The sequence below is a fragment of the Sutterella parvirubra YIT 11816 genome (assembly GCF_000250875.1).
Taxonomy (GTDB): Bacteria; Pseudomonadota; Gammaproteobacteria; order Burkholderiales; family Burkholderiaceae_F; genus Sutterella; species Sutterella parvirubra.
This window is the reverse complement of sequence record NZ_JH604902.1, coordinates 1-13,641: the sequence shown is the minus strand read 5'-3', so window position 1 is coordinate 13,641 and position 13,641 is coordinate 1. Positions and strand designations below refer to the sequence as shown.

11 protein-coding genes are annotated in these 13,641 nt (G+C 65.5%); 8 read left to right on the top strand and 3 right to left on the bottom strand.

The features are described 5' to 3' along the window. The coding region (locus tag HMPREF9440_RS11130) for a hypothetical protein (RefSeq protein WP_216586056.1) at window positions 1–516 on the bottom strand (516 nt) is incomplete at its 3' end. A gap of 310 nt (window positions 517–826) precedes the next feature. Here HMPREF9440_RS11130 and thrC point away from each other — a divergent pair. The 8 genes from thrC (at window position 827) to HMPREF9440_RS02665 (ending at window position 10,205) form a co-directional block, all read left to right on the top strand. After that, window positions 827–2,263: a threonine synthase gene (thrC, locus tag HMPREF9440_RS02705; RefSeq protein WP_008541252.1), complete on the top strand. Its 1,437-nt coding sequence runs from the start codon at window positions 827–829 to the stop codon at window positions 2,261–2,263. Further along, the gene (mobB, locus tag HMPREF9440_RS02700; RefSeq protein WP_008541250.1) at window positions 2,263–2,796 is read left to right on the top strand and encodes a molybdopterin-guanine dinucleotide biosynthesis protein B; all 534 of its coding nucleotides are present in this window, start codon (window positions 2,263–2,265) and stop codon (window positions 2,794–2,796) included. The genes thrC and mobB overlap by 1 nt, the downstream gene beginning before the upstream one ends. Before the next feature lie 79 nt (window positions 2,797–2,875). Continuing rightward, window positions 2,876–4,075 (top strand): molybdopterin molybdotransferase MoeA, encoded by a 1,200-nt coding sequence (locus HMPREF9440_RS02695; protein WP_008541247.1) that lies wholly within the window; start codon window positions 2,876–2,878, stop codon window positions 4,073–4,075. 49 nt (window positions 4,076–4,124) lie between these two features. Beyond that, window positions 4,125–4,379, top strand: a complete 255-nt coding sequence (gene moaD / locus HMPREF9440_RS02690) for a molybdopterin converting factor subunit 1 (RefSeq protein ID WP_008541245.1) — start codon at window positions 4,125–4,127, stop codon at window positions 4,377–4,379. Window positions 4,380–4,382: 3 nt separating this feature from the next. Beyond that, window positions 4,383–4,850: a molybdopterin synthase catalytic subunit MoaE gene (gene moaE, locus HMPREF9440_RS02685; RefSeq protein WP_008541243.1), complete on the top strand. Its 468-nt coding sequence runs from the start codon at window positions 4,383–4,385 to the stop codon at window positions 4,848–4,850. Window positions 4,851–4,991: 141 nt separating this feature from the next. Continuing rightward, the gene (locus tag HMPREF9440_RS02680; RefSeq protein WP_008541240.1) at window positions 4,992–6,446 is read left to right on the top strand and encodes an alanine/glycine:cation symporter family protein; all 1,455 of its coding nucleotides are present in this window, start codon (window positions 4,992–4,994) and stop codon (window positions 6,444–6,446) included. A gap of 219 nt (window positions 6,447–6,665) precedes the next feature. Next, a complete protein-coding gene (clpB, locus tag HMPREF9440_RS02675) occupies window positions 6,666–9,269 on the top strand; it encodes an ATP-dependent chaperone ClpB (RefSeq protein WP_008541239.1) in 2,604 nt (867 codons plus the stop codon). Window positions 9,270–9,482: 213 nt separating this feature from the next. Then, on the top strand, window positions 9,483–10,205 hold the full coding sequence (locus tag HMPREF9440_RS02665) for a hypothetical protein (protein ID WP_008541237.1): 723 nt from the start codon (window positions 9,483–9,485) through the stop codon (window positions 10,203–10,205). Window positions 10,206–10,290: 85 nt separating this feature from the next. Here HMPREF9440_RS02665 and HMPREF9440_RS02660 read toward each other — a convergent pair whose 3' ends face one another. Together HMPREF9440_RS02660 and putP are read right to left on the bottom strand one after the other, a co-directional pair. Continuing rightward, the gene (locus HMPREF9440_RS02660; protein WP_008541236.1) at window positions 10,291–11,598 is read right to left on the bottom strand and encodes a hypothetical protein; all 1,308 of its coding nucleotides are present in this window, start codon (window positions 11,596–11,598) and stop codon (window positions 10,291–10,293) included. A gap of 77 nt (window positions 11,599–11,675) precedes the next feature. Further along, window positions 11,676–13,172 (bottom strand): sodium/proline symporter PutP, encoded by a 1,497-nt coding sequence (gene putP, locus HMPREF9440_RS02655; RefSeq protein ID WP_008541235.1) that lies wholly within the window; start codon window positions 13,170–13,172, stop codon window positions 11,676–11,678. Window positions 13,173–13,641: the final 469 nt, after the last annotated feature.

Here is a 13,641-nt window from a genome sequence, read left to right as displayed (position 1 = left end):
AGGGAGCTTCTGCGGCGCTAGTACCTGCGCGGCGTCGGCGGCCGCCATCGGGCCCTTCTTCGCGGCGGGCTTCTTGACGGGCTTGGCTTCGGCCTTCGCCTCAACCTTGACCTCGGTCTTGGGCTCGGCGGCCTTTGCGGGCTTCGCGGCCTTCGCAGCCGACTTCGCGTCCGGTTTCTCTTCAGGTTTGGCGGCGGGCTTTTCCTCAACCTTCCCGGCCTGCTTTTGGGCAACGTTCTTCGCGGGTGCCTTCGTCTTGGCGGGTGCCTTGGCGGGCGCCTTCACGAGGGCCGAGTCCGCGGTCGTCATGCGCTTCGTCTTCGCCTTGGCGGCGGGCTTCGCGGCGGCGGCCGTTTCGGCTTCGGGCGCCGTGCCCCCGGCCTTCGCATCAGCGGTCGCTGCGGTCGCGGACGTGGGCGCCGTACGGGCGGCGCGGGATCGGCGCGTGGGTTTGGCGGGTTCGCCGTAGTCGGCGAGCACCGCCCCCATGTCTTCAGGCAGAGGAGGAAGGGGCATGGTCGTTCTCGAATTCGTGGTGAATGGTGGTCTTCCAGGAAGACCTGCAAAGCATTCTAACGAAGAGGCTGAACTCACCTCTCGGGGTGGATCGTGCCGTCAGAACGGCTTGTTGACGGAAGGCCGGAATGGACGAAGGATCTACGCCTTTCGTCGGAATACGCGCGGCATGCGGGAGACCCCGCGTGAAAAGGACGGAAATTCGAGTAGGATGAGTGAAAAGTGCGTCTCCGCCCTCCGCTTCGGCTTCCGGAAGCGTGCGGACCGGCCGCGGAGACCTTCAAGGAATCAAGATTTAGGGAGATGCCACATGCAGTACATCTCGACGCGCGGCCTCCGCACCGACAAGACCTTCGGCGACTTGATCTTCGAAGGCTTTGCCGAAGACGGCGGCCTCTACGTGCCCGAAGCCTATCCGAAACTCCCGCTCGAAACGATCGCCTCGTGGAAGAGCCTCGACTACGCGTCGCTCGCCTTCGAGGTGATGCACCTCTTCTGGCCCGAGCTCGAACGCCGCGAACTCTGGACGCTCTGCCGCGACGTCTTCCAGCCGCAGTTCTACCCGAACGGCCGCGACCGCATTTCGACCACCGAAGTGGCGCCCGTGACGTGGCTCCACGATGGGGTGGGTCTCCTGGAACTCTGCAACGGGCCGACGCTCTCGTTCGACGACCTCTCGTTCCCGTTCCTCGCGAAGATCTGGGAGCGCCGTCTCGGGAATCTGCCCGAGAAGCTCCTCTTGGTGGGCGCCACCACGGGCGACATGGGCGCGTCCTGCGCCGCGGCCTTTGCGGAACAGAAGAACGTCCGCATCGTGCTCCTCTCGCCCAAGGACCGCATGAGCCGCTTCCAGGGGGCGCAACTCTACGGCATCAAGGCGAAGAACGTCACGAACCTCGTCGTCGACGGCACGTTCGACCACTGCCAGGACATGGTCTCGGCGATGCTCAAAGACAAGGCCTTCGCGGAGGCGAACAACCTGGGCGCCTCGAACGCCACGCTCTTCTCGCGCATCGCGGTGCAGATCGTCTACTACTTCTGGGCGTATCTGCGCGCGGTCGAGCAGGTGGGCGACGACGTCGTCTTCGCGGTTCCCGCGGGGAATTTCGGGAACGCCTTCGCCGGCCTCCTCGCGCAGCGCATGGGTCTGCCGATCCTGCGCCTCATCGTCTCGACCAACGAAAACGACGCGATGGACGCGTTCCTGCGCACCGGCACCTACGCGCCCCGCAAGTCCGAAGAGACGATCGCGACGTCCTCGCCCTCGACCGACATCTCGCGCGCCGCGAATTTCGAGCGCTTCCTCTTTGAGATCCTCAACCGGAACGCCTCCCGCGTGAAGGAACTGATGGCGGACCTCGAAGAGAAGGGCTCCCTGACGCTGACGCCCGAAGAGTTCGCGCTCGTGCGCCGCACCCGGATTTCCTCCGGGACGTCGAACCACGCGAACCGTCTCGAAATCATCGAGACCATGAATCTCGAGTACGACACGTTGGTCGACCCGCACACCGCCGACACGCTCTACAGCGGGATCTACCTCCACCCGGTGGGGGTGCCGACGATCTGCTTGGAAACGGTCCACGCGGTGAAGTTCCCGAAGATCATCCGTCAGGCGACGGGTCTCGACGTGCCGGTGCCGGAAGGCTTTGAAGGCGTGCTCTCGCAGCAGCCGATCAACGCGCATCCGGTCGCCGACGACGCCGCGGCCGTCCGTCAGCTCGTGCAAGCCGAAGGGGCGAAGCTCTGATGCGCCGACCCTTCGTGATCGGCTTCATCGGTTGGTCGGGCGCGGGGAAGACGACGCTCGCCGTGCGCGTCACGGCGGCGTTGGTCCGGTCGGGCCTCAGGTGCGCGGCCTTGAAGGACGCGCACCACGGCTTCGACATGGACCGCCCTGGGAAAGACAGCTGGCGCTACCGCGAGTCCGGTGCGGGCGAAGTGATCGTCCGCACCGACGGGCGTTGGGCGATGCTCACGGAGACCCCCGCGGGCCGCGCACCGATCGAATCGCTCCTCGCGCGCTTTTCGCCCGAGAACGACGTGATCGTCGTCGAAGGCTTCAAGCACGAGGGGGACTATCCGAAGATCGAGGTGCGCCGCACGGAGAGTTGGATCGAACGCGGCGGCGACGCTTCCGCGCTGACGCCCTTGCACGATGACGTCGTCGCCGTGGCGTCGGACGCGCCGGAACTCGCCGCACCCGGCCTCCCGCTTCTTCCCATCGACGACCCGGGCGCGGTCGCGCGGTTCATTCTCGACCTGCGCCGCGGCGCGTCTTAAAATCCGTCCGAACAACCTTTCAAGCCCCAAGAGGCGCAGGGCATTTCACGCCGTGCGCCTTTTTCCGAACGCATTCGCCATGATCTCCTACGCCGAAGCTCTTGAACGACTTCTCCTGGCCGCCAAGCCGATCGAGGACACCGAAACCATCCCGCTCCTTTATTCGACGAACCGCGTGCTCGCGCATGACGTCGTGAGCCCGATTTCGGTGCCGGGTTGGGACAACTCCCAAATGGACGGCTACGCCGTGCATACGGTGGATTTGGCCGACGGGAAGCTGGGGCCCGTGCGCCTCGCCGTCTCGGAGCGCATCACCGCGGGGAGCGTCGGCACGAAGCTCGAACGCGGCACGGTCGCGCGCATCTTCACGGGGGCGCCGCTCCCCGAGGGTGCGGACGCCGTCGTCCCGCAGGAAGACGTCGAGGTGAACGAGGACGGCGTCCTCTTCACGAAGCCCGTCAAACCCGGCGCCTGGGTGCGCCGCAAGGGTTCGGACGTCGAGGCGGGGAGCACGGTTTTGGAAGCCGGCGCGCGCCTGACGCCGGGCGCCATCGGCATGCTCGCCTCGATCGGCCGCGCCTACGTGACGGTGCGCCGCCGCATCCGCGTAGGGATCTTCTTCTCCGGCGACGAACTCGTGCAGCCGGGCGAGCCCCTTCCTCCGGGCGGCATCTACAACTCGAACCGCTTCACCATGCGGAGCCTCCTCATGATGCTGGGCTGCGAGGTGATCGACCTGGGGAGCATCCCCGACAGCCTCGACGCGACGGTGCGTGCCTTTGAAAAGGCCGCGGACGCCGCCGACGTGATCCTCTCGACGGGCGGCATGAGCGTGGGCGAAGAAGACCACATCAAGCCCGCGGTGGAGCGTTTGGGGAAGCTCGATCTCTGGCGCGTGAATCTGAAGCCCGGCAAGCCTTTGGCCTACGGCGAAGTCTGCGGCGTGCCCTTCATCGGGCTCCCCGGGAATCCGGTTTCCGGCTTCGTCGTCTTCCTCATGATGGCGCGCCCGTTCCTCCTGCGCCGCATGGGGCTCACGAACGTCGACTTGAAGGCCCTTGAAATCCGCGCCGACTTTGACTGGAAGGCGGGGAGCCGCGAAGAATTCCTGCGCGTGCGCAGGAACGACGCGGGCGGGCTCGACCTCTACCCGACGCAGAACAGCCAGGTGCTGAGCTCCTGCGCGTGGGCGGACGGCTTGGCCGACATCCCGGGCGGGGCGTCCGTGAAGCGCGGCGACCTCGTCCGCTACTACCCCTTCTGCGAGTTCTTCGCCTGAAGATCCGCAGCCATTCATCAACCCTGACAAACAGAAAGAAATCCACCCTATGATCCGCGTTCTTTACTTTGCGGTCCTGCGTGATGCGATCGGTCACGCGGAAGACCAGGTCGAATGCCCCGAAGGGGGCACCACGCTCGGCGCCGTCCGTGAGGCGCTCGTCGCCCGCGGCGAACCCTGGGCCTCGGCCTTCGCCAACCTCAAGCGCATCCGCGGCGCCGTCAACCAGGAGATGGCGGACGACGACGAACCCGTGAAGGACGGCGACGAAGTCGCCTTCTTCCCGCCCGTCACCGGAGGCTGATCCATGCTGGAACGCACGACGATCCGCGTGGGCGAAGCGCCCTTCGACGCCGGCGCGGAAACGGCCGCCCTCTACGCCGGGGATCCTTCGGTGGGCGGCGTCGCCACCTTCGTCGGAGTCGTGAGGAACAGAAACGACGGCGACGCCGTCGCGAAGCTGACGCTCGAGCACTACCCCGCGATGACCGAAAAGGCCCTGGCCGGGATCGTGAAGCGCGCCCGCGCGCGCTGGACGTTGGGCGCCGTCACGGTGATCCACCGCGTCGGCCCCCTGGACGTGAGCGACCCGATCGTCTTCGTCGGGGTCGCCGCGGAGCACCGCGGCGAAGCCTTCGCGGCGTGCGAATTCATCATGGATTGGTTGAAGACCGAAGCGCCCTTCTGGAAGAAGGAAGCGACGCCCGAGGGCGAACGCTGGGTCGACGCCCGCGAGAGCGACGACAAGGCGAAGGCCCGCTGGGGCGAAGGCTGAGCGCCTCCCCGACATCCGAAATCCAATCATCTGCCGGGTGCTCCTTCGATGGAGCGTCTGGCAGTTTCGTGAGATGCATCCCCAAGAGGCGCCTTCCGCCCGTCAACTCATCCAACCCCAAGCCCTCAGAAACCCTTTCCCATGCCCGACTTCGCCGCCTTCCAAAACCTTCTCCTCTCCGTCGTCACCCGCGTGAACGGCACGCTCTGGGACTACCTCCTCCCGGCGCTCCTTGTGGGGGCCGGCCTCTGGTTCACGGTGAGGACGCGCGCCGTGCAGGTGACGATGCTCCCCGCGTTGGGCCGGATCCTCCGGCAGCGCACCCACGAGGCGGAGACGTCCGGCGGCTTGACGCCCTTTGAAGCCTTCTGCGTCTCGACCGGTGCGCGCGTCGGCGTCGGCAACATCGCCGGGATCGCGCTCGCCGTGACGACGGGCGGCCCCGGCGCCGTCTTCTGGATGTGGGTGACGGCGGTGATCGGCGCCTCGTCCGGTTTCGCGGAGAGCGCATTGGCGCAGCTCTACAAGCGGAAGAGTCCCGACGGGAAGGGCTACCAGGGCGGCACGGCCGCCACGATCCGCTACGGCCTGGGGAGCGCCTTCTGGGCCGCGCTCTTTGCGGTGCTTCTCGCCTTGGCGGACGGTTTGATCTTCAACTCCGTCCTCGGGAACACGATGGCGATCTCGCTTGCGACGACCGCCGACGTTCCCCGTACGGTGGGCGGCGTGCTCCTTGCGGCCTATGCGGCCTGGGTCGCGTGGGCGGGCGCGAAGCGCCTCGCCAAGTTCGCGACGAAGTTGGTCCCCTTCATGCTGGCGCTCTACCTCTTCCTCGCCTTCGCGGTGACGTTGATTTATGTGGACCGCATTCCCGAGGTCCTCGCCCTCATCATGCGCTCGGCCTTCACGCCCGAAGCGGCCGGGGGCGCGGGGCTCTGGTTCATCCTGATGACGGGCGTGCGCCGCGGGCTCTATTCGCACGAGGCGGGGCAGGGGACGGTCCCGAACGCCGCGGCCGCCGCCGAGTGCCGACACCCGGTCGAACAGGGGTTCGTCCAAGCCGCCGGGGTCTACGTCGACACGCTTTTGATCTGCACGGCGACCGCGATGATCGTGCTCCTGCCGGGGGTCGACTTCGCGGGTCAGACCGGGATCGAGCTGGTCGGGCGGATTCTCTCGGACGCCTTCGGCGCCTACGGCGCGGCCCTGGGGACGTTCGCCGCCTGGGCGCTCTTTCTCGTGGTGCTTTTCTTCGCGCTGACGAGCGTGATCGGCAACTTCTTCTATTCCGAGATGAGCCTTCGGGTCGTCACCGAAAACCGCACGCTTCATCTCCTCTTTCGCGCCGCGGTCGTGGCGATGGTGTTCGCGGGGTCGCAGATGACTTTGGACCTCGTCTGGAACTTGGCCGACCTCTTCATGGGCGTGATGGTCTTGGTGAACCTCACGGCTATCCTGCGCCTGGGGCCCGTCGTCTTCGCGCTCCTTCGGGACTACCGGGCGCAGGGCGGGGCGGACGGGATGGCGGCCGGGGCGCGCTTCTCGAAGTCGCGGTTGCCGGAGCGCCTGCGGCGCGGCGTCGCGCTCTGGGATTGAGGAACCGACCTCCGCTCCTCCCGGCGGACGCCTTTCCCGCGTCTTCCCAAGGTCTCCCCGGATCCTCCGCCCGGTAACAATTCGTCGAAGATCCCGGTACGCCTCCGGGACTTGATATGGGGGCGCACCGCCCCCATATACGTATCAAACGATGAGGCGGATGAGTGTTTCAGACGCGCCGCAACGGGCCGCGTCCTCTCCGCCGGAGGCACAGAACACATGCGTCAGGACAAACTTACGACCAAGTTCCAGACGGCGATCGCTGAAGCGCAGTCCCTCGCGCTCGCGAACGACAACCAGTACATCGAGCCGGTGCACCTGCTCAGCGCGGTGCTCGCCGACCCCGACGGGCTCTCGAAGAGCCTGCTTGAGCGCGCGGGCGTGCAGGTCGCGAAGCTCGCGCGCGACGCGAAGACCGAAGTCGAACGCCTCCCGAAGGTGTCCGGCACGGGCGGCGAAGTGCAGGTCTCGCGCGAACTCATCAACGCGCTGAACCTCACCGAAAAGGAAGCGATGAAGCGCGGCGACGCGTACGTCTCGACCGAGATGTTCCTGTTGGCGCTTACCGAAGACAAGAGCGCGGCGGGCAGGATCGCGAAGGAAGCGGGCTTGACCCGCGCGGCCTTGGAAGCGGCCATTGCGTCCGTGCGCGGTAAGGACACCGCGGATAATCCGGATGCGGAAAGTCAGCGCGAAACCCTGAAGAAGTACACGATCGACCTCACCGAACGGGCCCGTCAAGGCAAACTCGACCCGGTGATCGGCCGCGACGACGAAATCCGCCGCACGATGCAGATCCTGCAGCGCCGCTCGAAGAACAATCCCGTGCTGATCGGTGAGCCGGGCGTCGGCAAGACCGCCGTCGTCGAAGGGCTCGCGCAGCGCATCGTCAACGACGAGGTGCCCGATACCCTGAAGGGGAAGAAGGTGCTCTCGCTCGACATGGCGGGCTTGATCGCCGGCGCCAAGTACCGCGGCGAATTCGAAGAACGCTTGAAGAAGCTTTTGGAAGAAGTCGTCGCGCAGGAAGGCCGCATCATCCTCTTCATCGACGAACTCCACACCGTCGTGGGCGCCGGGAAGACCGAAGGGAGCATGGACGCGGGGAACATGCTGAAACCCGCGCTGGCCCGCGGCGAACTTCACGTGATCGGCGCGACCACGTTGGACGAATACCGCAAGTACGTCGAAAAGGACGCCGCGCTCGAGCGCCGCTTCCAGAAGGTGCTGATCGACGAGCCGACCGTGGAGGACACGATCGCGATTCTGCGTGGTCTTCAGGAAAAGTACGAAGCGCACCACGGCGTCGAGATCACCGACCCGGCGATCGTCGCCGCGGCGGAACTCTCGAACCGCTACATCACCGACCGGTTCCTCCCCGACAAGGCGATCGACCTGATCGACGAAGCGGCGGCCCGCGTCAAGATGGAAATCGACAGCAAGCCGGAAGCCTTGGACAAGCTCGACCGCCGTCTGATCCAGCTGAAGATCGAACGCGAAGCGATGCGTAAGGAAACCGACGACGCCTCGAAGAAGCGCTTGGAGGCGATCGAAGAGGAAATCGAAAAGCTCTCGCGCGAATACGCCGATCTCGAAGAGATCTGGAAGAAGGAAAAGTCCGAAGCCTTGGGCGCCAAGTCCGTGCGCGACGAGATCGAAAACGTCCGCCGCGAAATGGAGGAATGCCGCCGTCAGGCGAAGTACGAACGCTTGGCCGAGCTTCAGTACGCGGTGTTGCCGAAACTCGAGGAGAAGCTCCGCCACGCCGAAGACGAGGAAAAGCAGGAGAAGAAGTCGGGCGGTCCGAAGCTGCTCCGCACCTCGGTCGGCGCCGAAGAAATCGCCGAAGCCGTGTCCCGCGCGACCGGGATCCCCGTCGCGAAGATGATGGAAGGCGAACGCGCGAAGCTCCTTCACATGGGTGAGGCGCTCGAATCCCGCGTGGTCGGCCAGGACGAAGCCGTGAAGCGCGTGACCGAGACGATCATGCGTAGCCGCGCCGGCCTCTCCGACCCGAACCGCCCGTACGGGAGCTTCCTCTTCCTCGGGCCCACGGGCGTCGGCAAGACCGAACTCACGAAGGCGCTCGCCAACTTCCTCTTCGACTCGGACGATGCGATGGTGCGCATCGACATGAGCGAATTCATGGAAAAGCACAGCGTCGCGCGTCTGATCGGCGCGCCTCCGGGGTACGTGGGCTATGAAGAAGGCGGCTACTTGACCGAAGCCGTCCGTCGGAAGCCCTATTCGGTGATCCTTCTCGACGAAGTCGAAAAGGCCCATCCGGACGTCTTCAACGTGCTCCTTCAGGTCCTCGACGACGGCCGCATGACCGACGGTCAGGGGCGCACGGTGGACTTCAAGAACACCGTGATCGTCATGACCTCGAACCTGGGCGCCGCGGAAATCCAGGACATGATCGGCGAGAGCCACGAGCGCGTGAAGGCGGCGGTGATGGCGGAGGTCCGCGAACACTTCCGTCCGGAGTTCGTGAACCGCATCGACGAGATCGTGGTCTTCAACCCGCTGGGCAAAGACCACATCAAGCGCATCGCCGAGATGCAGCTCTCGCTCCTCGCCGGCCGCATGGCCGCGCAGGACATCGGGCTGCGCGTGGAACCGGCGGCTTTGGACGAAATCGCCGAAGCCGGGTTCGATCCGCACTTCGGTGCGCGGCCTCTGAAGCGCGCCGTGCAGGACCGCATTGAAAACGGGATCGCGCGTCTGCTTCTCGAAGGGAAGGCGGGCCCGGGCGACACGGTGGTCGCCGACGCCAAGGGCCACGAGATCACCTTCAGCGTGGAGCCGACGAAGGCCGAATAAAGCCTGAATGAGCCCGAATGAGGCCGGGACGACCGGCCTCCCGAAGGCCTTCTCCAGGTCCGAAGCCCAGAACGAAAAGCGCCGCAACGGCATCGTCCGCTGCGGCGCTTTTCTGCGTGTTCGCCCCGTCCTCCGCCCAAACTTAAGGGTGGCGAAAGGCCTCGGGAGGAGAATGCAGGGCGTCAACTCGAACACGACTCTGAGGAGACTCACGTGACCAAGCATTTCTCCGCCCCGACGGCGGCCGCGCTCGCGGCCGCGCTTTCGGCGGCCGTTTTCGCCCTCCCGGCCCAGGCCGCGGACGGCGTCGTCGGCGCCATTCAGACCTGCAGCGCCGACTTCTTCAAGGCGGTCGCCGCCGACAAGAACATCCCCGAAAACATGAAGATCCGCGACGGCGAGCGCGCCTACCTCAAGGTGGAAAAGCTCCCGCTCGACATCATTCAGTTTGAAAAGCCCTTCAAGGAGGGCGGCCTCACCGTCTCGGGCTACGTCTTCAACGACGAGATCATCCGCTACTTCGGCGTCCCCGACATGCACACGCACTTCTGGGGACTGATCGTCAAGGAAGACTGGAAGAAGGTCGTCGATACGCTGAAGCTCGACTGGGAAGCCGTCGACACGACGCACAATTCGGCCCACGCCAACCGCCAGGTCCGCTTCAACGGCACGAAGGAATGGAAGCCCTACGCGCGCGACCCGAAGTACACGATGCCCGAATTCGGCCAGATCGAGCGCGCCTTCCACGTCCAGCCCTATGCGGGCTCGACGATGATCTTCTGCTCAATGCAGTCGGCGGGCGCGCCTGAAAAGGACATCCTCGAAGAAGTCCGCCCGGACCTCCTCTACGTCGGGAACGAACTCACCGTGCGTGAGGAAAAGACGGAAGGGGGCGATCAGAACGCCTCCCAGAAGGCGGGCGATCAGAAGAAGTAAGAAGACTCCGGTCCTCCCGCTTCACCCAAGAAGAAGGGCGCCCACCCCGAGAGGTCGGCGCCCTTTTCTCAACCTGCTCAACGCATCAGTTGAAGTGCGTGGGCGGCATCGGCGGGAGGTCCCCGTCGTGTCCGAAGGTGTTGACCTCCACCTGGCGGAAGCTCACGACGCGGCCGGTCGACGTCATGAAGAGACGGTCGACGCTCTCGGGTTCGGCTTCGTACTGGTAGCCGAACTTCTCGACCGGAATCGTCGGGATGCCGTTCGAGGTGAGGAGGTGGTGGATGTCCTTCGCATAGCTCGAGAACCACTCGGTGTCGCCGTTCGGACCGTCGTAGCGGATCGTCGCGGTCGCGGCCGAGAGGATGGCGTCGGGGCGGTCCTTCGCCGCGAAGGCGACGCGCATTTCCGCGTAGCCCGCGTAGTGGTCGACGAAGGAGGCGGGGGACGCGATGATTTCGTTCACCGACAACCCCGTGTCCATCAGGAGGCGCGACGCGCACGTGAGGAAGACGTGCGGGCTGATCGAGTAGTCGAGCTCGGACAAAGCGTCGAAGAACGGCATCGGATCCGTGAAGTGCCAGCGGAAGCTCCCGAATTCCGAGAGGACCTTGGTCAACTGTCGCCCGTACGGGGACGCCGCGATCAAGTCCGGGAAGAACTTCGAGTCGGGCTTCAGGTGGAAGGGATAGCGCCCGCCGTGCAGGTACGGACGGCGCAGCACCGGACGGTCCAAGGAGTGCCGCGGGAACTTCACGCCGAAGATCAGCATGCGGCCTTCGGCGTTCCAGCGGGCGATGTTTTCCGACAGGGACTGATCCGGGCTGTAGTCCGGGTACTGCGGCTTGTCGATGATGGGGGTCAAGGGCGCCGCACGCTCCGAGAAGTCGCGCGTGAACTCCCACGCGATCACCGTGTCGGTGCAGATGTGGGCGTTCAGCTGCGGGAGCCCTTCGAAGATGAAAACTTCGGCCACCTCCGGGTCGAACCACTGTTCGTAGAGGATGCGGCGGATTTCCGCGGCCTGGGCTTCCGAAAGGAGGTCGCTTCGGAAGGGTTCGTTCCGGAGCCCCGTCGCGAAGAGCCCGATTCCGTAGAGCTGGAATTCGTACTCGCACTCGTCCCCGACGAAGACCGACGGCGAGAAGTCGTACTGCGAGGCGCCCCCCGTGAGCGCGAGCTTGATGGCGTCGAGATGATCGAACGAGAGTTCGTCTTCGAGCATGTCGCAGGCGGCGTTGAGTTGTTCGCGGTACCCCTCGGGGTCGCTCATGCAGAAGGCGCGCAGGCGGTCGCACTGGATGCGGCGGTCCGTCGCGTTGAGCCAAACCGAAAAGCCCCGGAGAATGTCGGCGAGCGCTTCAGCGCGGGAAGCGTGGTAGTCGTGGTCCATGGGAAGGCGGGAATCCGAGTGTGAAAAAGCCGCGCCTCCCCATGAGGAGGCGCGGCCAGGGGTGAGTTCGGTGAATTTTAAGCCGAACGGGCCGCGCCCGTCTTGAGCGTGGTCTCCACGTCGTCGAAGACGCGGCCGATCGTCTCCGCGGGTTCCTTGTCCAGGAGGCTCACCACGACGATGGCGATGAGGCCGAAGACGAAGCCCGGGAGAATCTCATAGAGCCCGAACCAGGCGAAGTGGTTCCAGACGAGCACGGTGACGGCGCCGACCGTCATGCCGGCCAGGGCGCCGTTGCGGGTCATGCGGCGCCACCAGAGGCTCATGACGATCACCGGTCCGAAGGCGGCGCCGAAACCGGCCCAAGCGTAGGAGACCAAAGAGAGCACGAGGCTGTTCGGGTCGCGGGCGATCCACACCGCCACGACCGAAATCGCGAGCACCATGAGGCGGCTCACCCAAACGAGTTCCTTCTGCCCGGCGTTCGGACGGATGAAGCTGCGGTAGAAGTCTTCCGTGAGGGTCGAGGAGCAGACGAGAAGCTGGCAGGAAAGCGTCGACATGACCGCGGCCAAGATGGCCGACATCAGCACGCCCGCAATCCACGGATTGAAGAGCAGCGACGCCAGAACGATGAAGACGCGCTCGTGGTTTTCCTTCACCAGGACGGCGTCGGAGACGTGCTCGGCAAAGTAGGCCGAGCCGAAGAAGCCCACGCAGACGGCGCCCGCCAGACAGAAGATCATCCAGAGGACGCTCATGCGGCGCGCGCCCGGGATGACGGCGGTCGACTTCGCGGCCATGAAGCGGACCAGAATGTGGGGCTGCCCGAAGTAGCCGAGGCCCCAGGCCAAAAGGCTCGCGACGCCGACGACGGTCTGCCCCGTCATCATGTTGAGCATCGCCGGGTCGATCGCCTCGACGCGGTTCACGGTGTCGGTGAAGCCGCCGAGGTCCGTCATGACGGCGATCGGCGTGACGACCAACGCGATGCACATGAGCGACGCCTGGATCGTGTCGGTCCAGGAGACCGCGAGAAAGCCCCCGATGAAGACGTAGATGATGGTCGCCACCGCGCCCACGTAGAGCGCCGTGTCGTAGGGCATGTCGAAGGTGTTCTCGAAGAGGCGCGCGCCCGCGACGACGCCCGAAGCGCAGTAGATCGTGAAGAAGATCAGGATCACCGCGGCGCTCACGATGCGAAGCAGCTTCTGCTTGTCCTCAAAGCGGTGCGTGAGGTAGTCGGGGAGCGTCAGCGCGTTGTGGGTCTTTTCGGTGTAGAGGCGAAGACGCGCGGCGGTGACGTGCCAGTTGACGTAGGAGCCCATGACGAGCCCGATCGCCAGCCACGACTCGGAAATCCCGTGCAGGAGCACCGCGCCGGGGAGCCCCATCAGGAGCCAGCCGCTCATGTCGGAGGCGCCGACCGAGAGCGCGGTGACGAGGCCGCCGAGGCTGCGCCCGCCGAGGATGTAGTCCGAGTAGTTCTTCGTGTAGTAGTAGGCGTAGAAACCCACGCCCACCATCAGAATCAGATAGCCCACAAAAGTGAGCGCAGTGGGGTTGGAAAACATGCGTTGCTGCTGATTTTCTTTTGATTTTTCAGGATGGGGCCGCAGCGCAAAGAACGCATGCGAAGCCTCAAGTATACGAGGAAGCGGGGTGCGCGTCGTCGGAAGAACCGAAAGTCGGGACGATTCCCGCGGTTTTGAGGCCGGCCGTCCGCCCGTTTCGGGTACCCGAGTCACCTGCGGGAGAAGGAAAGGCGGTCCGCATCGGGCGGACCGCCTGGGGGATGTTGTTGAAGTGTTCTGCGCACCTGCGGGCCGCGCCCCGCCGGGGGCGGCGAAGCGCCCGGGCCGATCCTCAGAGGCGGATGGGTTCCCCCACCTTGGGCGCGGCGAGCGGAATGTTCAGGGCCGCGGCGGACTCCCGCGCGTGCGCGAGGGGCGCGTCCCACCTGTGGGTGGAGAGGGCGTACCGGCTGTGGTGCGTCGCCATGACGAGCTCGGGCCGCACGGTCGCGACCGCCCGCCGCCAGGC